This is a genomic window from Myxococcales bacterium (assembly GCA_016717005.1).
Classification (GTDB): domain Bacteria; phylum Myxococcota_A; class Polyangia; order Haliangiales; family Haliangiaceae; genus UBA2376.
Genome location: JADJUF010000014.1, coordinates 128,871 through 153,791, shown reverse-complemented (window position 1 = coordinate 153,791; position 24,921 = coordinate 128,871). Strand labels below are relative to the sequence as shown.

16 protein-coding genes are annotated in these 24,921 nt (G+C 73.3%); 8 read left to right on the top strand and 8 right to left on the bottom strand.

The window, feature by feature from the left end:
* Window positions 1-81 precede the first annotated feature (81 nt).
* Complete coding sequence (gene pilB, locus IPL61_14670; protein MBK9032530.1) at window positions 82-1,776, bottom strand: type IV-A pilus assembly ATPase PilB; 1,695 nt, start codon at window positions 1,774-1,776, stop codon at window positions 82-84.
* Window positions 1,777-2,029: 253 nt separating this feature from the next.
* On the opposite strand from pilB, the gene IPL61_14665 reads away from it, so the two are divergent.
* Window positions 2,030-2,215, top strand: a complete 186-nt coding sequence (locus IPL61_14665) for a hypothetical protein (protein MBK9032529.1) — start codon at window positions 2,030-2,032, stop codon at window positions 2,213-2,215.
* 660 nt (window positions 2,216-2,875) lie between these two features.
* Here the strand turns inward: IPL61_14665 and IPL61_14660 are convergent.
* From IPL61_14660 to IPL61_14645, 4 genes are all read right to left on the bottom strand, one after another.
* Window positions 2,876-3,493, bottom strand: a complete 618-nt coding sequence (locus IPL61_14660) for a hypothetical protein (GenBank protein ID MBK9032528.1) — start codon at window positions 3,491-3,493, stop codon at window positions 2,876-2,878.
* 29 nt (window positions 3,494-3,522) lie between these two features.
* Window positions 3,523-4,896, bottom strand: a complete 1,374-nt coding sequence (locus IPL61_14655; protein MBK9032527.1) for a tetratricopeptide repeat protein — start codon at window positions 4,894-4,896, stop codon at window positions 3,523-3,525.
* Between the two features lie 104 nt (window positions 4,897-5,000).
* Window positions 5,001-6,341, bottom strand: coding sequence for a hypothetical protein (locus IPL61_14650; protein MBK9032526.1), 1,341 nt, complete (start codon window positions 6,339-6,341; stop codon window positions 5,001-5,003).
* A 194-nt stretch (window positions 6,342-6,535) separates the two neighbouring features.
* Complete coding sequence (locus tag IPL61_14645) at window positions 6,536-6,781, bottom strand: hypothetical protein (protein MBK9032525.1); 246 nt, start codon at window positions 6,779-6,781, stop codon at window positions 6,536-6,538.
* Between the two features lie 378 nt (window positions 6,782-7,159).
* On the opposite strand from IPL61_14645, the gene IPL61_14640 reads away from it, so the two are divergent.
* Both IPL61_14640 and IPL61_14635 read left to right on the top strand, forming a co-directional pair.
* Window positions 7,160-8,305: a class I SAM-dependent rRNA methyltransferase gene (locus IPL61_14640; GenBank protein ID MBK9032524.1), complete on the top strand. Its 1,146-nt coding sequence runs from the start codon at window positions 7,160-7,162 to the stop codon at window positions 8,303-8,305.
* A gap of 24 nt (window positions 8,306-8,329) precedes the next feature.
* Window positions 8,330-9,025, top strand: a complete 696-nt coding sequence (locus IPL61_14635; protein ID MBK9032523.1) for a hypothetical protein — start codon at window positions 8,330-8,332, stop codon at window positions 9,023-9,025.
* 81 nt (window positions 9,026-9,106) lie between these two features.
* On the opposite strand, the gene IPL61_14630 is transcribed toward IPL61_14635, so the two are convergent.
* The 3 genes from IPL61_14630 to IPL61_14620 all read right to left on the bottom strand — a co-directional run bounded on the left by IPL61_14630 (window position 9,107) and on the right by IPL61_14620 (window position 18,632).
* The gene (locus IPL61_14630; protein MBK9032522.1) at window positions 9,107-16,687 is read right to left on the bottom strand and encodes a hypothetical protein; all 7,581 of its coding nucleotides are present in this window, start codon (window positions 16,685-16,687) and stop codon (window positions 9,107-9,109) included.
* A gap of 311 nt (window positions 16,688-16,998) precedes the next feature.
* Entirely contained in the window at window positions 16,999-18,300 is a 1,302-nt protein-coding gene (locus tag IPL61_14625) for a PEGA domain-containing protein (GenBank protein ID MBK9032521.1), read from the bottom strand.
* Window positions 18,297-18,632 (bottom strand): hypothetical protein, encoded by a 336-nt coding sequence (locus tag IPL61_14620; protein ID MBK9032520.1) that lies wholly within the window; start codon window positions 18,630-18,632, stop codon window positions 18,297-18,299. The genes IPL61_14625 and IPL61_14620 overlap by 4 nt, the downstream gene beginning before the upstream one ends.
* A gap of 179 nt (window positions 18,633-18,811) precedes the next feature.
* On the opposite strand from IPL61_14620, the gene IPL61_14615 reads away from it, so the two are divergent.
* The 5 genes from IPL61_14615 to IPL61_14595 all read left to right on the top strand — a co-directional run bounded on the left by IPL61_14615 (window position 18,812) and on the right by IPL61_14595 (window position 24,914).
* A complete protein-coding gene (locus tag IPL61_14615) occupies window positions 18,812-20,296 on the top strand; it encodes a hypothetical protein (protein ID MBK9032519.1) in 1,485 nt (494 codons plus the stop codon).
* Window positions 20,297-20,351: 55 nt separating this feature from the next.
* Window positions 20,352-21,083 carry an ABC transporter ATP-binding protein gene (locus IPL61_14610; GenBank protein MBK9032518.1) on the top strand — a complete coding sequence of 244 codons (732 nt, stop codon included), beginning with the start codon at window positions 20,352-20,354 and terminating at the stop codon, window positions 21,081-21,083.
* Window positions 21,080-22,486, top strand: a complete 1,407-nt coding sequence (locus IPL61_14605; GenBank protein ID MBK9032517.1) for an ABC transporter permease — start codon at window positions 21,080-21,082, stop codon at window positions 22,484-22,486. Before IPL61_14610 ends, IPL61_14605 begins: the two co-directional genes overlap by 4 nt.
* A gap of 227 nt (window positions 22,487-22,713) precedes the next feature.
* Window positions 22,714-24,402: a hypothetical protein gene (locus IPL61_14600; protein MBK9032516.1), complete on the top strand. Its 1,689-nt coding sequence runs from the start codon at window positions 22,714-22,716 to the stop codon at window positions 24,400-24,402.
* Window positions 24,399-24,914, top strand: a complete 516-nt coding sequence (locus IPL61_14595) for a cytochrome c3 family protein (protein MBK9032515.1) — start codon at window positions 24,399-24,401, stop codon at window positions 24,912-24,914. The genes IPL61_14600 and IPL61_14595 overlap by 4 nt, the downstream gene beginning before the upstream one ends.
* The last annotated feature ends 7 nt before the right edge of the window (window positions 24,915-24,921 follow it).

The window sequence follows — 24,921 nt, the reverse complement described above, 5'->3', positions numbered from 1 at the left end:
CCCGGCGCGGCCGTCGGGCGTCGCGCCGGACCCCGTCGTTCGGTCCCGCGGCGGGCAGCTCGCGGCGCGGCCTGTCGCGCCTCAATCGTCGACGGTGGTGCGCAGGATCTCCTCGGGGGTGGTGACGCCCTCGAGGATCTTGCCGATGCCGGCCATGCGCAGGCTGTGGTAGCCCTCCTTGATCATCTGGGCCTTGAGCTCGGCCGCCGACGCGCCCTGGAGCACGAGCTCCTTGAGCCCGTCGACGAACGGCATGACCTCGTAGAGCGCGACGCGGCCCTTGTAGCCGGTGTTGTTGCAGGTGCCGCAGCCGCGGCCCTGCATGATCGTGCCGCGCCGGACCTGCTCCTCGGTCATGCCCAGCTTGCCCAGGGCCTCGGTGTGCTTCTCGGCCGGCACCTTGCAGTCGTTGCAGATGCGTCGGGCCAGGCGCTGGGCGATGACCAGGTTGACCGAGGCGGTCACCAGGAACGGCTCGACGCCCATGTTCAGGAGGCGCATGACCGTCGACGGCGCGTCGTTGGTGTGGAGCGTCGACAAGACGAGGTGGCCGGTGAGCGCGGCCTTGACCGCGATCTCCGCGGTCTCGAAGTCGCGGATCTCGCCGACCATGATGATGTTGGGGTCCTGGCGCAGGAACGAGCGCAGGGCCGTGGCGAAGTTGAGGCCGATGTCGTCGTGCATCTGGACCTGGTTGATGCCGGCCAGGTTGAACTCGACCGGGTCCTCGGCGGTCGAGATGTTGCGGTCGATCGTGTTGAGCTCGGACAGGGCCGAGTACAGCGTCGTGGTCTTGCCCGATCCGGTCGGCCCGGTCACCAGCACCATCCCGTACGGCTTCTTGATCGCCTTCTTGAAGTCGTCGAGGGGCTTGATCTCGAACCCCAGCTTGGTCATGTCGAGCTGGAGGTTGCCCTTGTCGAGGAGACGCATGACGATCTTCTCGCCGAACAGCGTGGGCAGCACGCTGACGCGGAAGTCCATCTCGCGGTTGACGCCGATCTTCAGCTTGATGCGGCCGTCCTGCGGCAGCCGGCGCTCGGCGATGTCGAGCGACGCCATGATCTTGAGGCGGCTGGTCATGGCGTTCCGCAGCTTGAGCGGCGGCCGCATCTCCTCCTGGAGGATGCCGTCGATGCGGAACCGGACGCGGAAGTACTTCTCGTACGGCTCGACGTGGATGTCCGACGCCTTCTTCTTGATCGCCGACAGCAGGATCGCGTTGCAGAGCTTGACGACCGGGGCCTCGCCGGCCTGGTTCTCGAGGTCGACGACGTTGACCGCGTCGTCGGACGTCGACGCGAAGTCGACGTTCTCGACGTCGATGTCGCCGATCATCGCGTCGAGGTCGGGGCCCTTGTCGTAGAACCGCGCCAGCGCCGCCTCGATCGCGCCGTCGGACGCGACCACCGGATCGATGTTGTACTGGGTGAGGAACTTGAGCTCGTCGATCGCGTAGATGTTCGACGGGTCGGCCATCGCCACGATCAAGGTCGGGCCCTGGCGCCGCACCGGGATGACCTGGTGCTTCTCGCAGATGTCCTTGGGGATGAGCTTGAGGACGTTGGGATCGATCTCGAGCTCGGACAGGTTGATCGCCGGCAGGCTGTACTGCCGCGCCACCATCTGGGTGAGCACGTTGTCGGGGACCAGGCCCATCTTGGCCAGGGTCGCGCCCAGGCGCTTGCCGGTGCGCTTGGCCTCGTCCTGGGCCTGCTGAAGCTGCTGCAGCGACAGCATCTTCTCGCGGACCAGCAGCTCACCGATGCGACTCATGCGGGCGGGGACTCCTTGGGTCGCGGACGGTCCGAGACTCTGCTCAGCGTAGCTGGCCGGATCATCACACGTCAAACCGCGTGGGGGCGCGATCGGGTTCGTGGGGGGATGTAGGTTGGCGTGACCCAGGTCCGGTCCGTGCACGCGCGATCCATGCATTGGCCCTGCTCGTGCGTCGAATAGTTGCGACCCGCCCGGCACGGCGCGAGGGTCGAGCCCGACCAGCCCATCCACTTCCCCGAAGGAGCGAGCCATGAGCCACCGCGAAGCCAAAGAGCTAGCCTCCCTGCGTCACCAGCTGCGCGAGCACCTGCGGTCGCAGGACCCGGCCGCCGCGGCCGCGCCGCTCACGCGCCTCCACGAGGTCGCCGCCGGCGACACCGACCTCCGGGCCGAGTACCAGCGCTGGGCCTTCCGCTTCGAGCTGCTCGCCGCCTGACCGGGCACCCGGCCGCCGGGTGGGTGCCCCGGCGCATCGAGGCGCGTCTCCGGGCCGTCCGGGTGGGCGCCCCGGCGCATCGAGCCACCTCACGCACCCGCTCCAATCCCCGCCCGCGCCACCGCCCTCGCGCGCCACGCTCCGGGCCGTCCGGGTGGGCGCCCCGGCGCATCGAGCCACCTCACGCACCCGCTCCAATCCCCCCCGCCCGCCCTCGCGCGCCACGCTCCGGGCCGTCCGGGTGGGCGCCCCGCCCCACCGAGCAACCTCACGCACCCGCTCCAGTCCCCGCCCGCGCCACCGCCCTCGCGCGCCACGCTCCGGGCCGTCCGGGTGGGCGCGGGGCGCCCCGGCGCATCGAGCCACCTCACGCACCCGCTCCGGGTCCCGCTCCGAGTCCCGCCCTCGCGCGCCACGCTCCGGGCCGTCCGGGTGGGCGCCCCGGCGCATCGAGCCACCTCACGCACCCGCTCCGAGTCCCGCCCTCGCGCGCCACGCTCCGGGCCGTTTCGGGTGGGGGCCCCGGCGCATCGAGCCACCTCACGCACCCGCTCCGAGTCCCGCTCCGAGTCCCGCCCTCGCGCGCCACGCTCCGGGCCGTTTCGGGTGGGGGCCCCGGCGAATGCCGGGGGAGGGTCTTTTCGAAAGACCCTCGTAGAATTACGGACAGGGGAGCGGGTCGGTGCAGGTCTTGATCGTGATGTTGTAGTTGTTCTCGGTGTCGTCGGCCGACTTGACGCGCAGGAAGAAGTCGCCGACCGGCAGGCGGTTCGAGAGCTCGATCTTGACCTGCTGAGGCGAGCCGCCGACCGGGGCGCCCGAGGTGATCACGGTGCCGTTGGTGTTGAGCAGCTCGACGACCAGCGACGCGCGATCCGACATGCCGACGACGGACGCCTCGAGGTTGACGCCGGTCGTGTTGACGCCGAAGCGGAAGTGGTCGACGTCGCTCGCCGGGCAGATCGAGAGGCCGAACAGCGCGTAGTCGGGGCGCGCGTTGGGGATCGGCGTGATGTACGCCTGGTTCGGCATGTCGTTGGGCTCGAGCGACGTGTCATCGCCGCACGTGAACCCCGGCGCGTCGATCGTCGCGCCGGTGCCGGTCTTCTCGCAGACGTCGATGTCGGTGTTGCAGGTGTAGCCCACGGGGCAGACGTCGGTGTCGCCGCCGCACTCGAACGGGGTCGGGCCGAGGTCGGGGTCGTACGGATCACAGCCAGCGACCGCGAGCGCGAGGGCCGCGAGCGGGATGAACAGGGAAGGAGCAGAGCGGGTCATGGCGGGCCTCGAGCGAGCGAGATGACGCATCAGAAACGGACCATGGCGGCGCCACCGACGAAGTCGGAGTCGACCACCGGAGCGGCGATCAGCGAGCCGAGGCCGGCCTTGGCCGCGGCGGTGCGATCGGCGGGCCGCTCACCACGCGCGATCTCCTTGTACCAGAGGTAGCCGGCCAGGCCGGTGAAGGCCAGGCCGACGCCGAAGCTGATGCGGCTGACGAGCTCGTTGCGCTCGCCGGCGGTCTGGATCGCCTGGCGCTCGCTGTTGAACGAGCGGCACGGCTTGGGCTGGCCGCTGCAGCGGCTCGTGCTGTTGGACAGCGCGGCCTCGGACTCGAGGGTCGCGGACATGTCCGCGGCGAGCAGGTAGAACGTCAGCGACACGCCCAGCATGCCGACCGCGGTGCCGGTGGCGATCCACTTGGCCCGCTTGAACTTGGTCGAGCCGGCGTCGAAGTAGCCGCCGGGCACGTAGCTCGAACCGCCGCCGCCGCCACCACCACCACCACCGCCGCCGCCGCCGCCGGGATCGACCCAGTCGCGCTCGTCGGTGAGATCGGGGTAGTAGCGCGGCCGCGCCTTGGGATCGAGGTAGACGATGTTCGGGCTCGCGGGGCGACCGAGGCGGGTGATCATGTCGCCCTGGGCGTTGCGGACCTCGATGTAGTACTGCACCGAGCTGCCCGCCATGACGCCGGCCGGGATGCGCCCGACCAGCTCGTTGTAGCGGGGCTTCATCTGCACCGAGGTGAACTTGGCGTCACCGCCACCGCGGTAGAACATCGTCACGATCCAGCCGGCCTCCTCGGGCACGAACGCGGTCAGGTCGAGCGGGCGCCCGGGCGGGGCGTCCTCGACGATCTGGTGCTGGAACTCCTCGGCGGTGTACTCGCTCGGCGGCTTCTTGGGCCGCGGCGGCTTGGTGCCGCCGTCGGGCGGGGGCACGTCGGTGCCGCCACCACCATCGGGCGGGTTGGTATCGGGCGGCGGCTCCTTGCCGAGCTCCTTCTCGAGCACCTTGGCGCGGGCGGCGGCCTCGGGTCGCTGGGCCGCGTCGGCCGGGGCGTCGGCGAGGAACTTGGCGTAGTAGAAGTGCGCGAGGTCCTTCTGGCCGAGCTGATCGAACGTGAACGCCACGTTGTAGAGGAGCAGCGGGTTGCGCGACAGCCGGTACGACTCCTTGAACTTCTCGACCGCGAGGTCGAACTTCTTGGCGTCGAACAGCGTCTTGCCCTCGATGAAGGCCGCCTTGGCCTGCTCGAGCTGGGCCGGCGTGGGCGGCGCGGGCTCGGCCTTGTCGCCGGCGGGCGGCGTCGGCTGCGCGAGGACGTCGGGCGCGCCGCTGCCGATGAGCAGCAGGGCGAGCGCAGCGATGGAGAGAAGTCGACCGATGATCGTCACGGGGCCTCCGAGCCTACAGGCGCTCCGCTCTTAACACGGCGGAGCCCCTGAGCTACCAGCAGATGTAGGAGAAAATCGCGTGGCCGCCACGCGCCGCGGGCCGCTCAGCTCGCGAAGGGATCGACGATCCCAGACGCGGGCTTCTTCGGCTTCTTGGGAGCGGCAGGCTTGGTCGCCGGCTTCGTGGCGGGCTTCGCGGCGGCAGGTGCGCCGAACGGATCCACGATGCCCGCGGGCTTGGTCGCGGCGGGCTTGGTCGCGGCGGGCTTGGTCGCAGCGGGCTTGGTCGCGACCGGCTTGGTCGCGGCGGGTTTGGTCGCGGCGGGCTTGGTCGCGGCGGGCTTGGTCGCGACCGGCGGCGCGGGCTCGACGGCGGGCGGCGCGGGCTCGACGACGGGCGGCGCGGCGGTGCCGACCGGCGGCGCGGGCTCGACGGCGGGCGGCGCGGGCTCGACGACGGGCGGCGCGGGCTCGACGGCGGGCGGCGCGGGCTCGACGGCGGGGATCGGGGCGGGCGGCGGCGCCGCCGTCAGCTCGGTGTCGGGCGTCGGCGGGACCGGCGTGACCACCGGCGCGGCGGCGGGCGTCGGGGGCACCACGGCCGCCGCGCTCGGCGCGGTGACCGGCGCGGGCGCCGGCGGCTGGGCGGGCTTGGCGGCGCTGCCGCCGCCGAACAGCTTGAGGCCGATCAACACGGCCGCGATGCCACCGCCGAAGGCGCCGGCGACCGCCGCGATCGGCACGCCCTTGGCGGGCGCCGGGGCGACGTCGCGATCGACCGCGGCGACCGCGCGCGGCGGCGGCGCGACGCCGAGGCCGGCCTCGATCTTGTCGAGATCGGCGGTCGACACGGTCAGGCCGGCGGCCGCGGCGCGCGCGGCGGCGATGGCCTTGGTCGCCTTGCCCTCGGCGACGCGGGCGCGCTCCTCGGCGGCGGCGAGCTCGCGCGCGCTGGCGGCGGTGCTCGGGGCCGCGGCCGGGGTCGGCGCGACCGAGACCTTGGCCTCGGCGGCCTTGGCCTCGGCGGCCCGGGTCTTGTCCTCGGCCGTGCGGGCCTTGTCCTCGGCGGCCTTGGCCCGGGCCTCGGCGGCGGCCAGCTTGCCCTCGAGCTCGCTGACGGCGGCGGTCATCGCCTGGTTGGAGCCGAGCACGGCGACCTTGGCCTCGAGCTCGGCGCGCTTTGACGACACCTCGGTCAGCTCGGCCTCGAGGTCACCGATCCGGCGCTCGAGCTTGGCGCGCTGGGTCGCGGCCTCAGCGCGGAGCGACTCCTCGAGCTGGCGGACCTTGGTGTCCTCGACCGACTGGGCCTCCTTGGCGAGGCGCTCGCGCTCGGCCTGGGCCTGCGCCTCCCAGCCGTCGACGTCGAGCATGGTCGAGTTGGCGCGGGCGATGAAGTCCTCGAGCGACGACTCGACCGTCGGGAGCGCAACCGCCGCCTGCATCAGCGACGAGCGCCGCTTGCCGCGCGAGCCATTGCTGCTGTGTCCGTTCGATCCGTGCTTGTCGTCGCTGGTCGTGGCCATCGTTCCTCCGGGCCGGCGCTGAGCCGATACGTCTGGGGCGGGAGTCGGTCGCAGAACGAGGGAGCCCTCGTCCTATTAATTGTAGCGCGGTGTGTCGCTGAGATCAGGTGCGATCACGCGGTCGCGCGGGGACGCCGGGGCGCCCCCACCTCGATCACGTCGAGGCCGTCGTGGAACTCGGCCGCCGCGCGCTCGATGATCTCCGCCGACAGGAACCCGAGCGAGGCCACGGTGTCGCCGAACCGCTGGCGCGGCTCGGCGCTCCAGTGGCAGGCCAGCGCGGCCAGCCACTGCTCCTCCGAGAGCAGCATCTGGTCACGCAGGAACTCGCCGAACCGGACGGTCAGGAGGACGGCCATGCGCGGGGCCGTGGGACGCAGCGCGCGGGAAGGTGTATGGGTGACCATGTAGGCTCCGAAGGGCCCGACTCTACGCGATCGGGCCGTGGGTCTGTAAAGGCAAAAACGTCGGCCCGGGCCAGGCGATCTCATGACATCGCCTTTCGTGTCGCACCCCTGCGTTCCGCTGGGAGGGCCGCCCGTGCCATGGGCCAACGCACACGATTGGGTGGCCCTGCCGCGGACGTCCTGGGTTCCTGCTAGGATGCGCGCCCCATGGCCCGCTCCGATCAGCCTCCTCGCCGTCCGCGCCGTCCGATCGGCGCGCCGATCGTGCGCAGGAACACCATCCGCGTCCCGCACGACGTGGCGCGTTATCTTCGGCTCGGGCATCCGTGGGTGTACCGCGAGGCCGTCGGCGCGCGGCCGCTGCGCGAGGCGCCCGGCGAGGTGGTCGAGGTCGTCGATGGGGACGGCGAGCTGGTCGGCCGCGGCCTGTTCGAGGGCGACGGCACGATCGCCGTGCGGATGTGGACCCGCGACGATCGCGCGATCGACGCGACCCTGGCCGCGACCCGGGTCAAGCGCGCGATCGCGCTGCGCCGCCGGTTCTGCGACCTCGACAAGCTCGGCTGCCTCCGGATCGTCAACGGCGAGTCCGACGGCCTGCCCGGCGTCGCGATCGAGCGGTACGGCGACTACCTGGTGGCGCAGCTGTTCTCGGCCGCGATCCCGGCGGCGCCGGCGCTGCGCGACGCGATCTACGACACGCTCATGGCCGAGCTGGGCGCCAAGGCGATCTACGAGCAGCGCCGCTACCGATCGCTGGGCGGCGAGGCGCCGCGCCAGGCCGCGGCCGAGCTCGTGCGCGGCGCGGTGGCGCCGGTCGACTTCGAGGTCCCCGAGGACGATCTCCGGTTCTCGGTCGACGTGACCGCGCCGCTGTCGACCGGGCTGTTCGCCGATCTGCGCGAGGGCCGCCGGGCGGTCCGGGCCTACGCCGGCGATCGCCGGGTCCTCAACCTGTTCAGCTACACCGGGGCGATCTCGGTCTACGCCCAGGCCGGCGGCGCCCGCGAGGTGTGCGCGGTCGACGTCAACGCCAAGTCGCACGCGCGCGCGCGCAAGAACTTCGCCGCGTCGGGGTTCGACCCCGAGAAGGCCGAGCACATCGTCGGCGACGCGTTCAAGGTGCTGGCGCGGTTCGCCGAGCGCGGCCGGCAGTTCGACCTGATCGCGCTCGATCCGCCGGCGTTCGCGTCGGCGGCGGCCCGCGGCGGCAAGCCGTGGAGCGCGATCAAGGACTACGGTGAGCTGGTCGCGGCGAGCCTGACGGTGCTCGAGCCCGGCGGCCTGCTGGCGGCGGCGTCGTCGACGCACAAGATCTCGAGCGGCGAGTTCGACGCGGCGCTCGCCGACGGCGCGCTCAAGGCCGGCACCGCGCTGACGATCATCGATCGCCGGGGCCTGCCGGTCGACTTCCCGGTCGATCCGGGCTTCGCCGACGGCAACTACCTCAAGTTCGCCGTGGCCGTGCGCGCGTAGGCCGCGCGCGCCATAGTTGACGGCATGGGCGCGCGACCGATCCTGGCGCTGGCGGCGGTGCTCGCCGGTGGGTGCGAGCGGCCGACCGCGGCGCGCGCGATCGATCCGTCGCTCGTGGCGATCTCCCCGCGCGTGACGATCCGGACCGACGCGGTCGGCGTCGATCGGTTCGCGTCGCAGGCGACCTTCGCGCTGGTCGACGCCGAGAACCTCGGCGACGTCGACGCCGAGGTCACGCTCGGCGGCATCCTGGTCGACGGCGACGGCCGCGAGGTCGCGCCGCTGCGGCCCGAGTCGCTGCGGGTCCCGGCCCACGGCCGGCGGACGTTCGCGCTGGTCGATCGCGGCCGGGCCGCGCGGCCGACGGCCACCGCCGCGCGGGTCGAGCTGCGCGGCGCGCGCGCGGCCCAGTTCGCGGCCGCGGTCACGATCACCGAGCCCCACATCTACCGCGACGGCGATCGGGCGGTGGTCGCCGGCCAGGTCGCCAACACCAGCGACCGGCCGTGCATCGCGATGGTGCTGGCCGGCTTCCACGATCGCGACGGCCGGCCGATGACCCGCCCGTTCGCGGCGTTCGAGCTGGGCGGCAACGCCACGCGCCCGACCCGCTTCGTCGGGCCCGACGGCTCGAGCGCCGGCTACATCTTCGTCGGCGACGTCACCTACTGCCCGCGCTCGGGCTGCACCGTCGAGCGGGTCGCGCCGAAGCTCTGGTGACTCACCGCCTTCGAGCTCGGGCCACGGCGGCGGCCCCGATGGTCGTCGAGCGCAAGGCGCGACGCCGACGGAGGGCCCCGGTCAGTTGAACGTCGCGGTCACCGTGCGCGCGACGGTCATCGACACCACGCACATGAGCGCGGTGCCGCTGCACGAGCCGCCGCTCCAGCCGGCGAAGCTCGAGCCGGCCTGCGGCGCCGCGGTCAGCGTGACCGTCGTGCTGTAGTTGTAGGCCTCGGTGCAGTCGACGCCGCAGCTGATCCCGGGCGGGCTCGAGGTCACGGTGCCCGTGCCGGCGCCGGCCAGGGTCACGTCGAGCGCGTAGGTCAGGGTGTCGAACGTCGCGGTCACGGTCGTGGCCGCGCCCATCGTCACGACGCAGGTGCCGGCGCCGCTGCAGCCGCCGCCGGTCCAGCCCGTGAAGGTCGAGCCGACCGCCGGCGCGGCGCTGAGCGTGACGACCGTGTTGATGTTGTAGTCCTGGAGGCAGTCGGTGCTGCAGTTGATGCCGATCGGGCTCGACGTGACGGTGCCGGCGCCGGTGCCGTCCTTGAGGACGTTGAGCCGGACCAGCGCCAGGTTGAAGGTCGCGGTCACGGTCGCCGCCGTGCTGATCGTGACGTTGCACGTCAGCGCCGTCCCCGTGCAGCCGCCGCCGCTCCAGCCCGCGAACACCGCGTCGGGGCCGGGCGCCGCGGTCAGCGTGATGACGCTGCCGGCCAGGTAGTCCTCGGTGCAGTCGGCGCCGCAGGCGATGCCGGCCGGGCTCGACGACACCGTGCCGGTCGACGAGCCGTTCCGGGCCACGGTCAGCGTGTACGTGTTGAGCGTGAAGGTCGCGGTCACCGTGTCGGCCGCGGTCATCGTCGTCGTGCACGCGCCGACGCCGGCGCACCCGCCGCCGGCCCAGCCGGTGAACGTCGACGTCGCGCTGGGCGAGGCGGCGAGCGTCACCGTCGTGCCGTGGGCGAAGTTCGCGGTCTGGGTGGCGCAGGTGGTGACGCAGCTGATGCCGCCTGGCGTCGACGTCACCCCGCCGACGCCGGTGCCGGCCTTGGTCAGGGTCAGCGCGCGCGGCACCAGGTTGAACGTCGCGGTCACGGTCGCGGCCGCGGCGATCGTCACGGTGCAGGCGCCGGTGCCCGAGCACGAGCCCGACCAGCCGGCGAACACCGAGTTGGGGCCGGCCGCCTGGGTCAGCGTCACCGGCGTGGTCGCGACGTAGACCTCGTCGCAGTCGGCGCCGCAGTCGATGCCCGGCGGGTTCGAGGTCACGGCGCCGGTGCCGGTGCCGGCGGTCAGCACGGTCAGCGTGTACGAGTTGAGCGTGAACGTCGCGGTCACGGTCGTCGCCGCGGTCAGCGTGGTCGTGCACGGCGCGGTGCCGGTGCAGCCGCCGCCGCTCCAGCCGGCGAACGACGCGTTCGCGGCCGGGCTGGCGTTGAGCGTGACCGCGGTGCCGTGATCGTACTGCGCGGTCTGGGTGGCGCAGGTGGTGCCGCAGTTGAGGCCGGTCGGCGCCGACGAGACGGTGCCGGTGCCGGGGCCGGCCTTGGTCACGGTCAGGCCGTAGCGGTTGGTGTTGAACGTCGCGGTCACGGTCGCCGCCGTCGAGATCGTGATCGTGCAGGTCGGCGCCGCGCCCGAGCAGCCGCCGCCGCTCCAGCCGGCGAAGGTGGTGTTGGCGTCGGGCACCGCGGTCAGCACGACCGGCGTGGTCGCGACGTAGACCTCGGTGCAGTCGGCGCCGCAGGCGATGCCGGGCGGGTTCGAGGTCACGGTGCCGGTGCTGGTGCCGGCGGTGATCACGGTCAGCGTGTAGGAGTTGAGGGTGAAGGTCGCCGTCACCGCGGTGGCCGCGGTGAGCGTGGTCGTGCACGGCGCGGTGCCGGTGCAGCCGCCGCCGCTCCAGCCGGCGAACGACGCGTTCGCGGCCGGGCTGGCGTTGAGCGTGACCGCGGTGCCGTGATCGAACTGCGCGGTCTGGGTGGCGCAGGTGGCGACGCAGTTGAGGCCGGTCGGCAGCGACGAGACGGTGCCGGTGCCGGGGCCGGCCTTGGTCACGGTCAGGCCGTAGCGGTTGGTGTTGAACGTCGCGGTCACCGTGGCCGTGGTCGAGATCGTGACGGTGCAGGTCGGCAGCGTGCCCGAGCAGCCGCCGCCGCTCCAGCCGGCGAAGGTGGTGTTGGCGTCGGGCGCCGCGGTCAGCACCACCGGCGTGGTCGCGACGTAGACCTCGCTGCAGTCGACGCCGCAGTCGATGCCGGCCGGGCTCGAGGTCACGGTGCCGGTGCTGGTGCCGGCGGTGACGACGGTCAGGGTGTAGGAGTTGAGCGTGAAGGTCGCGGTGACCGAGGTGGCCGCGGTGACCGTGGTGGTGCAGGGCGCGGTGCCGGTGCAGCCGCCGCCCGACCAGCCGACGAACGTCGAGTTGGCGGCCGGCGTGGCGTTGAGGATCACCGCCTGGCCGAACGCGAACGACGCGGTCTGGCTGGCGCAGGTGGTGCCGCAGCTGAGGCCGGTCGGGTTCGACGCGACGGTGCCGGTGCCGGTGCCGGCCTTGTCGATGGTCAGGGTGTTGGTCACGAGGTTGAAGCGCGCGACCACGTCGCGGGCGGCGGTGACGGTGAGGTTGCACAGGGCGGTGCCGGTGCACGCGCCGGTCCAGCCGGCGAACACCGAGTTGGCGCCGGGGATCGCGGTCAGCACCATCGGCGTGCCGGCCAGGACGCTCTCGGTGCAGTCGGTGCCGCAGTCGATGCCGGCCGGCATCGAGGTCACGGTGCCGGTGCCGGTGCCGGCCGGGTTGAAGGTCACGTTGACCGGGTAGCTGTTGGCGTCGAACGTGGCCGTCACCGACGTGACCGCGTCCATCGTCACGGTGCACTGGCCCAGGCCGCTGCAGCCGCCGCCGGTCCAGCCGGCGAAGGTCGACGTGGCGTTGCCGACCGCGGTCAAGACGACGATCGCGCCCGCGTTGTAGTCCTCGGTGCAGTCGGTGCCGCAGTTGATCCCGGCCGGCGCCGACGTGACCGTCCCGACGCCGGTGCCGGCCTTGACCGTGGTCAGCCGGTAGCGCTGGGGCCCGAACGTGCCGGTGACCGTGAGGTTGTTGGACATCGTGACGGTGCACGGCCCGGTGCCGGTGCAGCCGCCGCCGCTCCAGCCGGTGAAGGTCGAGACCGCGTCGGGGACCGGCGTCAGCACGACGGCGGTGCCGGTGGCGAAGTCCTCGCTGCAGTCGGCGCCGCAGGTGATGCCGCCGGGCGCCGAGGTGATCGCGCCGGTGCCGCCGGTCGCGGTCACGATCGCGGTCAGCGTGTAGCTGGTGAGATCGAAGGTCGCGGTGACGGTCTGGGCCGTGGTCATCGTGACCGTGCAGGTCCCGGTGCCGAGGCAGCCGCCGCCGCTCCAGCCGGTGAACACCGAGCCGCCGGACGTGGCCGCGGTCAGCGTCACGACCGCGCCGCTGGCGTACGACTCCGAGCAGTCGACGCCGCAGGTGATCCCGGCCGGGCTCGACGTGACCGTGCCGGTGCCGCCGCCGGCGCGGAGCACGAACAGCGTCGTCGGCGTGGTCGCGAAGTTGGCGGTGACCGTGGTCGCGGCGCTGACCGTGACGATGCAGGTGCTGGTGCCGGCGCAGCCGCCGCCGCTCCAGCCGGCGAAGGTCGAGCCGGGATCGGCGGTGGCGGCCAGCGCCACCAGCGTCGTGGCCGGGTAGGTCTCGGTGCAGTCGGCGCCGCAGGCGATGCCGGCCGGGGTCGAGGTGACCGAGCCCGAGCCCGAGCCGCCGGTGACGATCGTCACCGGGTACGAGTTGATCGTGAACGTCGCCGTGACGCTGGCGGTGGTGTTCATCGTGACGACGCACGGGCCGGTGCCGGTGCAGGCGCCGCTCCAGCCGGTGAAGGTCGATAGGCCGATCGGGGTGGCGGTCAGCGTGACCGTCGTGCCGGCGGTGTAGGCCTGGCCGCAGTCGGCGCCGCAGTTGATGCCGGTCGGCAGCGACGACACGACGCCGGCGCCGGTGCCGGCGCGCTGGACCAGGAGCTGGTACTGGCGCGGGTCGAACTGGCCGTTGACCAGGATGGCGTTGTTGACGTTGACGGTGCACGGGCCGGTGCCGACGCAGCCGCCGCCGGTCCAGCCGGCGAAGATCGAGCTGGCGTCGGCGACCGCGGTCAGCGTGACGGTGGTGTTGCCGGCGTAGACCTCCATGCAGTCGGCGCCGCAGGCGATGCCGGCCGGGGTCGAGGTGATCGTGCCGGCGCCGAAGCCGCTGCGGGTGACGACCAGCGTCTGGTCGCGCGCGAACGCCGCGGTCAGGTTGACCGGCGCGGTGACGGTGAGCGTGCACGGGCCGGTGCCGCTGCAGCCGCCGCCGCTCCAGCCCAGGAAGCTCGAGCCGGCGCTGGTGGTCGGCGTCAGCGTGACCGTCGTGCCGTGGGTGAACGTGGTGGTGCAGGTGCCCGGGCACGACAGCCCGGCCGGCGTCGACGCGATCGTGCCGCTGCCGTTGCCGACCAGCGTGAGCTGGACCGGGTAGGTCGCGACGTCGAAGGTGGCGGTGACGGTGGTGTCGGCGGTGACGGTGAACGTGCACGGGCCGGTGCCGGTGCACGGCCCCGACCAGCCGGTGAAGCCGGAGTCCGAGGTCGGCGTGGCGATCAGCGCGACCAGCGACCCGATCGGGAAGCTGGCGGTGCAGGTGGCGCCGCAGTCGATCCCGGCCGGGCTCGAGCGCACGCCGCCGGTGCCGCTGCCGCTGGTGGCGATCGTGATCGCGGCGACCGGGCCCGCGGCGTCGGGCGCGGCGTCGGGGCCCGCGTCGGCGGTCGTGCCGTCGAGCCCGGGGGCGTCGACGGCGTCGTCGCCGCCGCCGCCGCAGGCGCTGACGACGACCGCGGCCGCGAGCGTGAGCGCCAGCGGGGCCCGGGCCGCCGCCGGCGCGCCGCGGCGCCGCCGGCGGCGCCACAGCAGCGCGAGCGGCAACAGCGCCAGGGCGGCCCCGGCGTCGTGGCCGCCGCCCGCGGCGCAGCCGCCGCCGGCGACGCCGTAGCGGTCGTTGTCGCAGCGGTCGCCGGCGCCGTCGTTGTCGAGGTCCTCCTGGTTGGGATCGGGGACGATCACGCAGGTGTCCTGGGTGTCGGGCACGCTGTCGTTGTCGCTGTCGCTGTCGAGGTAGTCGGGGACGCCGTCGCCGTCGCTGTCACGGGGATCGGCGGCGCCGCCGCCCTCCTGGCTGTCGGGCACGCCGTCGCCGTCGGAGTCGGGGTCCTGGAAGTCGGGGATGCCGTCGAGGTCCGAGTCGACCGGCGGGGTCTCGGCGGTGGCGTCGCCGGCCTCGTCGTCGTCGCTGATGCCGTCGTCGTCGCTGTCGAGGTCGCGGTAGTCGGGGGCGCCGTCGCCGTCGGTGTCGACCGGCAGCGTGCCGGGCGTGGTGTCGCCGGCCTCGTCGCTGTCGGAGATGCCGTCGCCGTCGCTGTCGAGGTCGCGGAAGTCGGGGGTGCCGTCGCCGTCGGTGTCGACCGGGCGCGGCACGACGCCGCTGTCGGGGCTGCTCTCGGCCGAGGCCGGGATGCCGTTGATCCCGGGGGCGCCGTCGGCGCGGCCGTCGCGATCGGCGTCGACGCCGTGGCCGCTCTCGTCGACGTCGGAGATGCCGTCGCCGTCGCTGTCGAGGTCGTGGTGGTTGGGGATGCCGTCGCCGTCGGTGTCCCACACCACCGGCAGCCGGTCGCAGACGCCGTCGCCGTCGGCGTCGCCGCAGTCGTTGGGGAGGCCGTCGCCGCGGTCGGTGGCGTCGGCGTAGTTGGGGAGGCCGTCGCCGTCGAGATCGCCGTCGGGGTCGACGCCGATCGTGGTCTCGTCGGTGTCGGGGATGCCGTCGTTGTCGCTGTCGAGGTCGCCGGCGTCGCAGACGCCGTCGGACTCGAAGTCGACGCCGTCGTCGCTGGGGTCGCCGCCGGAGCCGTCGGCGCCGGTGTTGACGCAGTCGTCGCAGCCGTCGCCGTCGAGGTCGCGGCAGACCGTCGGGTCGAGCGGGGCGGCGTCGGCCGCGTCGGCCACGCCGTCGTTGTCGTTGTCGTCGTCGCCGGCGTCGCAGGCGCCGTCGCCGTCGGCGTCGGGGCCGTCGTTGGTCGGCGACCCGCCGGAGCCGTCGGGGCCGGTGACCGCGCAGTCGTCGCAGCCGTCGCTGTCGAGGTCGTGGCAGCGGGTCGGATCGAGCGGGTTGGAGTCGGTGCCGTTGGGGACGCCGTCGTTGTCCTGATCGGGATCGCTGACGTCGCACTGGCCGTCGCCGTCGAAGTCGCTGCCGTCGCCGAACGGGTTGTCGAAGCCGCCCGCGCAGTCGTCGCAGGTGTCGGCGTCGACGTCGCGGCACACGTTGGGGTCGTCGGGCGCGGCGTCGTCGGTGTCGGGCACGCCGTCGCCGTCGGCGTCGAGCTCGACGCAGGTCAGCACGTCGTCGACGGTCTCCTCGAGGTTGTAGGCGAACCGGAACCCGACCGACTGCCCGGCCGGGATGTCGACCTTGAACGCGATCGAGATCGCGATGTCGTCGAACAGCTGGCCGGACTGGACGAACTCGCCGACGCCGTCCCAGATGTCGCTCGGGTCGCGGTTCGAGAAGCCGCCGTAGGTGACGCGGGCGCGGCTGTCGCGGGCCACCAGCGAGATCGCGCTGTCGACGCCGCCGACGCTCTGGCTGGCCCGCACCACCGCCAGATCGGTCAGGCCGTCGGGCTGGCTCAGGATGATGTTGTCGGTCGTGTAGTCGCTGTGGCGGGTCTCGTCGTTGTCGGGGTCGACGTTGCGCATGTAGATGACGTCGGTCAGGTCGTTGACCGTGACGTTGGTCAGGTACACGTCGATCAGGATGAAGACGCCGCCGTCGAGGATCGTGTAGTCCTGCTGGATGTCGACCTGGCCGGCGACCGGGGTCGCCGAGCGCCAGGTCACGCGGGCGCCGTCGCGGTTGCCGCACAGGTTGGTGACGCACTCGGGGGCGCCGAGCGCGCCAGGCATCTCGAAGATCGGGCCGTCCTCGCGGTTGTTGTTGTAGGCGACGCCGCCGATCTCCATGGCCCAGCCCTCCTCGGGCGAGCCGGGCGTGAAGAAGTCGCCGTGGTAGTCGGTCCAGTCGGTCCCGGCCGGGTCGGCGACGAAGCCGATCTCGCCCGGCCCCTGCTCCGAGCGCGGGTGCCAGCCGGCCGGGGCGTCGTCGGTGTAGGTGCCGAAGGCGCCGTTGCCGTTGAGGCCGATCTCGACGTAGTTGCCGCGCAGGAACGCCGAGGTGCCGACCGGCAGGGCCTCGCACACCGTGGCGACGCACGGCCCGCCCGGGAAGCGGCAGGTGTACCCGGCCTCGATCCGGCAGGCCGAGTTGCAGCCGTCGCCCGGGACGGTGTTGCCGTCGTCGCACGACTCCGGCGGGTTGATCGTGCCGTCGCCGCACGTCAGGCAGTACGGGTCGGCCGCGCACTCGGGGTCGGCGCAGTCGGCCAGGCCGTCGAGGTCCTGGTCGGCGCCGTCGCGGCAGTTGAGCTCCAGCGACGCGGGCGCGGTGGCGAGCGCCGGCGGGGTCGCCCGGTCGGAGCCACAGGCCCCGAGCAGCAGCGCCAGCGCGATCAAGACAGTCGAGCAAGTTCGAGTCACAAGGGCCTCATCGGGCAAAGGGCGCGCGAGCCGCCGCACGGTACGTCCCCCCGGACGCGGTCGTTCGCCCATGATGCGTCGGTGGCTGACCCGGCGTCAACCGCGCCCGGCCGGCGCCTCGGGACTCGCAGATCGGCGAGATCAGACACGGCTGGAGCCGGGAGCCGGAGCCGGAGCCGGAGCCGGAGCCGGAGCCGGAGCCGGAGCCGGAGCGGGAGCCGGAGCCGGAGCCGGAGCCGGAGCCGGAGCCGGAGCCGGAGCCGGAGCCGGAGCCGGAGCCGGAGCCGCACCGGAACCGGATCCGCAGGCGATCAGAACCGGTACAGGACGGTGCCGCAGGACTGGCCGCTCGGGCAGGTCACCGGCGCTGGCCCGTCGGTCAGCTCCATCACCACCGGCACGGCGATCCCGGCCGCGACCACCGCGCCGACCCCGGTCCAGAACCACCAGCGGGTGAAGATCGACGGACCCTTCTTGCCGGGGCGGCGGGCCTTCTTGGGCTTCGCCGCCACCTTGGCCGTGGCCACCTGCTTGTAGAGATCGGCGCCGGCCACCGCGAACGCCTCCTCGAGCTCGCGCTCGCCCACCTTGATGTCGGTCACGCCCAGCCGGGCGCCGCCGTCGATCGCGTAGACGTACCCGCGGTACTGGCCCTCGCCGGCCTGGACGTCCACGACCACGACGTGCTCGACCGCCAGCAGATCGCCCATCGTGGCGAGGCCGGCCTGGGCCTGGGCCCGGGCGATCGGCTCGCCGACGCCGCTGTCGAGCAGCTCGGTCGCCTCGGCGAGGTCGGTGGCGCCGTTGGACGGCTCGAGCACCGCCGCCAACGACGCCGGGGTCCGGGCCGAGATCCTCACCGGCTCGACCCGCCGGGTCGAGCCGCCGCGCCGCATCGTGACGTAGTGGACGCCCTCGGTGAGGCCGTCGACCGTCGTCGGCGTGAACCCGACCATCTTGCCGTCGACGTAGGCCAGCGCGCCGGGGGGCGAGGTCGCGATGTCGATCGAGCCCAGCGGCAGCTTCTTGGCCTGGGCCTGGGCCTTCTCCCACAGCGGCAGCACCGTCGTCGGCTCGATGTCCGGGTCGGGCAGCTGCTCGGGGCGCCAGGCCAGGAGCGCCACGAACGTGGCGATCGCGGCCTTGGGCTCGCCCGCGACGGCCTGGGCGCTGCCGAGGAACAGCTGGGCGCGCGCGAGATCTTGCTTCTGGGTCCAGGCGAGCACCGACGCGAGCTGGGTCGACGCGCCCTGGAGCTTGAGCACCGCCGCCTTGGCCTGGCCGCGGCGCAGCATCTCCTCGCCGGTCGAGAGCAGCGCCCGGGCCTCGGCCACGGCGTCGTCGGGGATCGCGTTCGAGCGCGCCGCCAGGCGATCGTCCTGATCCACGACCAGCAGCCGCCGATCCCGGCGCAGCGCGCGCTCCATCGACACCGCGACGGTCGCCTTGCGGGCGGCGCCGAGCTTGACGCCGTCGGCGGCGGTCACGACCACCGTCACCGCGACCTCGGGGCGGCTGCCCTCGACCGCGTCGCCGTCGTCAGCGCGAGCGGGCGCGCTGGCGATGATCGTCGCCAGCACCAGGAGCGACGCGAGCCCCCGGCCGATGCTCACTCGCTACCTCCGCCAGGATCCGGCGGCGCACCCAGATCCCGCGCGAGGCCGGCGAGGTACGGGTCGGCGGCGAGGGCCTCGGTCATCATCGCCCGCAGCTCGGCGGCCTCGTCGGGCGGCAGCCCGGCCACCGCGCTGTCGACGAGCTGGGCCAGCGCCTCGTGCGGCGGCACGGCGCCGCTGTCGATGGCGGCGGCCAGCGCCGCGGCGGGGTCGGGCTGGGCCGACCCGGTCGTGGCGACCGCGGCGGTGGCGGCGAGGTCGCCCGGATCGTCCGGCCCGGTGGGGCCGCCCGGCCCGGCGGGGCCGCCTGGGCGCTGGATGCTGGTCATCGACGGCTCCGCACGGTGCGCGTGGACGAAGATACTCGATGCGACATGGTTTTTCGACCTCCCGACATGGCGGACCTGGGGTTGTGCCCGGTGTATCGACCGCGCCCGCGCGCGGTTGCGTGCGATTCGACCCGGTCGTCGGGTCGCGTGGTCCCCGCCGACGCGGCATGCTCGGGCCCATGCCACGTCGCGCGCTCGCGCTGATCTCGTTGTGCTCGCTCGTCCTGGTCGCCTGCGGACCGCGCTCGTCCGGGTCGTCCACCACCTCGGTCCCCGTCGGTGAGCACGCCGGCCTGGCGTTCGTCCCGCCCGACGCGATCTACGTGGTCGCGACCACGCGCGTCGACCAGGTGGCGATCTTGCTGCGCGACGTCGCCGACGGGCTCGGGCCGCTGGTCAGCGAGGACGCCGCGACCATGGGCGCCGAGCTGGCCCGGGCGCTCGGGTTCGATCCCATGTCGCCCGACGGCCTGGCCGAGCAAGGCGTCGACCTGACCCGTGGCCTGGCGCTGTGGGCCCATGGCGGCGTCGGCCCGACCCTGGCGCTGCCCCTGGCCGACCCGGCGCGCATGGTCGCGCGCATCGAGCAGTACCGGGGCGCCGGCGGCGCGGTCGTGCAGGTCAGCCGGATCGGCGATCAAGAGGTGTCGACCTGGCGGCCCGATCGCGACCTCGCGTTCCACTGGGCGTTCGTCGGCGACTGGTTGCTGGTCCACCTCGAGCTGGCCGTCGACGCCGAGCCGGCCGACGCATGGTTGACCGCGGCCCTGGCCGCGCGCGGCCGCTTCGCCGCCGAGCCGGACTTCCTCGCGGCCCGGGCCGCCGCGGCCAAGCTCCTGGCCGCGCCCGCGGTGGTCGGGCTGGTGCGCATGCCCGCGATCCTCGCGCAGGTGCCCGCGGCCGAGCGGCTCAAGTGCGCCGGCACCCTCGGTCAGGCCCAGCGGCTGTTCCTGGCGGCGAGCTCCGACGCCACGGTCGCGCAGGCCGGCCTCGTGGTCGAGCTGCCGTCGACCGACGGCGTGCGCGCGATGCAGCTCGCGCCGCCGCCGGGCTGGGTCGCCACCCGGGGCGAGCCGCCGCTGGTGGTCGAGCTCGGCCTCGACCTCCGGGCGGTCCAGGCGGCGCTGGCGCCGTGCATCGGCACCGAGCTGACCCGCGACGCGATCTCCGGTGGCGTGTTCGGCGGCCGCGCGTTCGCGCGCCGCCTCGAGGTCGGCAAGCTCGAGCTCGAGGGCGCGATCGCGGCGCTGGTCGACCCCGCGGTGGTGGCCGACGCGCTCGACGAGATCCCGGGCTTCGACTTCCTCAAGCGCACGCGCACCGTCGCCGGCCAGGCGGTCGTCGACGTCGACGTGCCGATGATCCCGTCGTTCTCCTACGCGCAGCGCGGCGAGGCGGTGGTCGTCACCGTCGGCACCGCGATCGATCCGATCCTCGCTGGCGCCGCGGTCGCCGACCCGCCGGCCGAGCTCGCCCGCGTCGAGCTGCGGCCGCGGGCGTGGTCCGAGGACGCGTGGGACAGCCTGCTGCGCGGGATCATCGCCCGGTCCGGGGCCCGGGCCCGCACGATCGCTGGCCTGCGCCGCTGGCAGCTCGGGGTGATCGAGGCCCACCGCGACGGCGCTGCGATCGTGGTCACGGCCCGCGGCGAGCGCGCGCGTTAACGGCGGCCCGGGCGGCTTCCCTGGCGCGGCGGATGTGATATCGACCGGGGGTCCCGTGGCCAAACCCGTCATCTCACTACGCGATATCACCAAGAGCTACGGCCAAGGCGAGGCCAAGACCCAGGTGCTCCGCGGCGTCTCCCTCGACGTCGCGCCGGGCGAGCTGGTCGCCCTGGTCGGCCAGTCCGGATCGGGCAAGTCGACCTTGCTCAACATCATGGGCGGGCTCGACAAGGCCGACGGCGGCGAGGTCAAGGTCCTCGACCACGACTACCGGACGACCAGCGAGCGCGATCTGGCGCGGCTGCGCAACACGTCGATCGGCTTCGTCTTCCAGGCGTTCAACCTGCTCGACCACCTGACCTGCCTCGGCAACGTGACGCTGTCGTCGGCCTTCGCCGCGGGCGGCAAGGACGCCGACGTCCGCGGCCGCGAGGCCCTCGACCGGGTCGGCCTGACCCGGTACGCGACCCGGCTGCCGTCGGAGCTCTCGGGCGGCCAGAAGCAGCGGGTCGCGATCGCCCGGGCCCTGTTCGCCCGGCCCAAGCTGCTCCTGTGCGACGAGCCGACCGGCAACCTCGACTCGGCCACCGGCGCCGAGGTGATCGAGTTCTTCCAGAAGCTCAACCGCGACGACGGCGTCACCCTCGTCATCGTCACCCACGAGCGCCGGGTGTCCAACATCGCCCAGCGCGTCGTCGCGATGCGCGACGGCAACATCGTCGAGGGCGCCGGCACCGACGCCCACACCGCCGGCAGCGGCGACGACCTCGGAGGTCCGGCATGATGCCCGCCGACAAGCTCGCGCGCATGGTGGTCGCGAACGCCACCCGCAGCCCCAAGCACTTCGTCCTGTCCGCGTTCGGCATCGTCATCGGCATCGGCGCGTTCGTGTTCTTCCTGGCCGGCACGCTCGGGATCTCCGACGTGCTGCTCGGCAAGGTGTTCCCGCTCGATCAGGTCGAGGTCATCGCGCCGCACACGTCGATCGCCGGCAAGAACCTGTCGCAGAAGCTCACGGCCGAGACCGTCGCCACGATCAAGAGCCGGGCCGAGGTCAAGGAGGCGCTGCCGCGCATGACCTTGCAGTTCCCGGCCACGGGCTACGGCAAGTTCGAGGGCCAGGAGATCAAGTTCGAGGTCGGCGGCTTCACCGACGGCATCCCCGACGTCCACGTCGCCGACGATCCCAAGCTGGCGGGCGTGTTCAAGGACTGGTCCGGCGATCCGGCTGACAACGGGCCCGCGTGCGTGCCGCACACGCCCAACGCGTGCCCCGACACGGCCTGGCAGTACTGCGATGAGATGGACAAGATCTGCCGCCACCGCGTGCCGGTCATCATCTCGCCGACCGTGCTCGAGCTGTACAACACCCAGGTCGCCGACTCCCACGGCCTGCCGCACATCGGCGTGATGGAGCAGTTCATCGCCGAGCGCGGCCGCGATCGCATGCACTTCTGGATGGGCCTGGGCTCGACCATGATGGCCGGCTCCAACGTCGCGATCGACCCGAACAAGTACCGCGAGATCGGCGCGATCCTGGTCGGCGTGTCGCCCAAGGCCCGGCGGGTCGGCCTGACGATCCCGATCGGCTACGTCGAGCGCTGGAACCGCTCGTTCGTCGGCGACAAGGCCGCGGCCGAGTACTCGTCGATCATCGTGACCTTGCGCGACAAGGACAAGCTCGCGACGTTCGCGCAGTGGCTCCAGGACGAGCCCAAGCTCAAGCTCGAGGATCAGCTCGGGTCGAGCTTCGCCACGGTGATCTTCGTCATCCGCCTGGTGCTGCTCGGCATCGCGTTCGTGATCGTGATCATCAGCGCGATCAACATCGCCCACAACTTCTTCATGCAGGTGAGCGAACGCCGCCGCGAGATCGGCGTCTTGCGCGCGGTCGGCGCGACCCGGCAGGACGTCATGTGGATCATCCTGGGCGAGTCGGCGATCATAGGTGTGGTGAGCGGCGTGATCGGGAGCCTGATGGCCTACCTCGGCAGCCTCGCGGTCGACTGGATGCTCAACCACGTCGTCGGCAACTTCCCGTTCAAGCCCGACACGCTGTTCCGGTTCACGTGGTGGAACATCGGCTCGGCGATCGGCCTGTCGATCCTGTTCTGCGTGCTCGGCGGGCTGCTGCCGGCGCTGCGGGCGTCGCGGCTCGAGCCGGCGACCGCGCTCGCGCAGACCTGACCGCGGCTGCGGCGCGGCGACGCAGGCGCGGCGCGACGGCGCGCGTCGTTGTCATGGTCACTCGTGGCCGCGGGAGGTGCGCACGTTCTGCTGGCGCCGACGCGCCGTCCGCGCGGCGGGCGCAATCGGCGCGCCTTTGGCGGGCCGCCACCGGCAGGTGAGCGTGGATCATCGCTTGCACGCGATGAATCCCAGTATCTCGGGGGAACTCCGCACAAGGAGGCTTCGTGGCTCGCAGGGGGATCGCGGTCATCGCGCTGTGGCTCGTCGCGTTCACGCTGGTCATCGGCGTGAGCGCGATCCTTGCGCGCAGCCCGGGCCCCCGCGCGCAACCGGTCGCGCCGGTGCGCGTGCCGGCCAAGATCCGCGGCATCGGCGCGGCCGCCGGCAACATCGGCGAGACCACGCTGCACCACGCCCACGTCCGCGGCTCCGAGCCGGTGGCGTGCCGCGCGTGCCACGACGTGGCGGTCGACGGGTTCGCGCGCCCGGATCGCGAGCGGTGCCTGGGCTGTCACCCGGCCCGCAAGGCCGCGCTCCACGCGGCGGTCGAGGCCGCCGACGTGATCGACGACAAGGACCCGCGCCAGTGCACGCGCTGCCACGACTTCCTCGACACCCGGCCGACCGCGGATCGCGCGTGGGAGTGCCAGGAGTGCCACGCCCAGCCGCACAGCGACGACATGATGGTGTCCGGCACCACCGCCGAGACCTGCGGCCGCTGCCACAGCCCCCACGGCGACGAGGCGCTCGCGCCCAAGGCGTGCATCGGCTGCCACGAGACCCAGACCACCGCGCACCAGACCACCGACGATCCCGGCACCGGCTCGTGCCTGGCGTGCCACCGGCAGCACGACGCCAAGGAGAACGCGATCGGCCGCTGCGTCGAGTGTCACCTGACCAAGGCGCCGCGGGTGTCGGCGGCGGCGCTGTTCCCCGGCGGCCACGTCACCTGCATCGGCTGCCACACCCCGCACACGTTCTCGAAGCGCACGGTCAAGGCCTGCACGTCGTGTCACGCCAACCAGGTCGCGCTCGCGGCCGCGCGGGTCGGCGCGCACCGCGACTGCCGCAACTGCCACGACCAGCACGACGTGGCCACCAACGCGCAGCAGAGCTGCGTGCGCTGCCACGAGCGGGTGTCGCCGAAGCACCCGAAGAACGCCCACGGCGACGCGTGCCTGGGCTGTCACCCGCCGCACCCGCGTCGGGCCGAGACCGCGTCGGCGGCGGTGGCGTGCTCGACCTGCCACACCAAGGCCGCCTCCGACCGCGCGTTCCACAACGGCGCGCGCTGCAACGACTGCCACCACGAGCACGACTTCAAGCTGGTGCTGCAGCCGTCGCTGTGCCTGGGCTGCCACGCCGCGCGCGTCGGCCAGGCGGCGGCGGTCGCGGTCAGCACCGGCCACGGCGACTGCACCCGCTGTCACGGCGGCCAGCCCCACGCGCCGGCGGCGCCGCCGCGGTGCGCGACCTGTCACCAGCCGCAGGGCGCGACCGTGCCGAAGGGCCACGCCGACTGCACGAGCTGCCACGATCAGCACAGCGGCGAGCTCAAGCGCCGCGCCGCGACCTGCACGGCGTGCCACCCCGACCGCAAGCAAGGCCCGCACGTCGCGATCAAGGGCGGCTGCCAGAACTGCCATCGGCCGCACGCGCCGACGAACCCGGCGACGCCGGGCGCGCTGGGCCCGCCGAAGCCGCCGCCGTGCGCGACGTGCCACCGGGTCGCCGAGCTCGCGGGCCTGCACCAGCAGCCGCAGCACGCCACCTGCACCGACTGTCACCAGCCGCACGGGCCGCCGCCGACGACCCGCGCCGCGTGCCTGCGCTGCCACGCCGCGCAGCAGACCCACCAGCCCACCGCCGACTCGTGCGTCGGGTGCCACCCGTTCCGTCGAGGTGGGCCGTGAGCCGCGCGCTCGTCGTCGCGGTCGTCGCGGTCGTCGCGGTCGCGACCGGGTGCCGCGCGCCGCGGCAGGCGCCGCCGCAGCCGCTGCCGTTCAGCCACGCGCTCCACCTCCAGGTCGAGCTGGCCGATCGCAAGCTCACGTGCACCGACTGCCACGCGGGCGTCGAGCGCGGCGCCCACGCCGGGCTGCCGTCGCTGCAGACCTGCCTGCGCTGCCACATGCGGCCGCAGGGCGATCCGCCGACCGAGCGCGAGGGCCTGGTCCGGGCCGCGGCGGCCGCCGGCGGCGCGTTCCGGTGGATCCAGGTGACGCGCAACCCCGGCCACGTCTTCTTCTCGCACGCCGCCCACGTCAGCCTCGCCAAGCTGCCGTGCACCGAGTGCCACGGCGACGTCGCCCAGTGGCGCGAGCCGCCGCGGCTCCCGGTCGCGAAGCTGACCAGCATGCGCGCGTGCATGAGCTGCCACCGCACCCGCGGCGCGTCGAACTCCTGCGAGACCTGTCACCAGTGACCCGGTG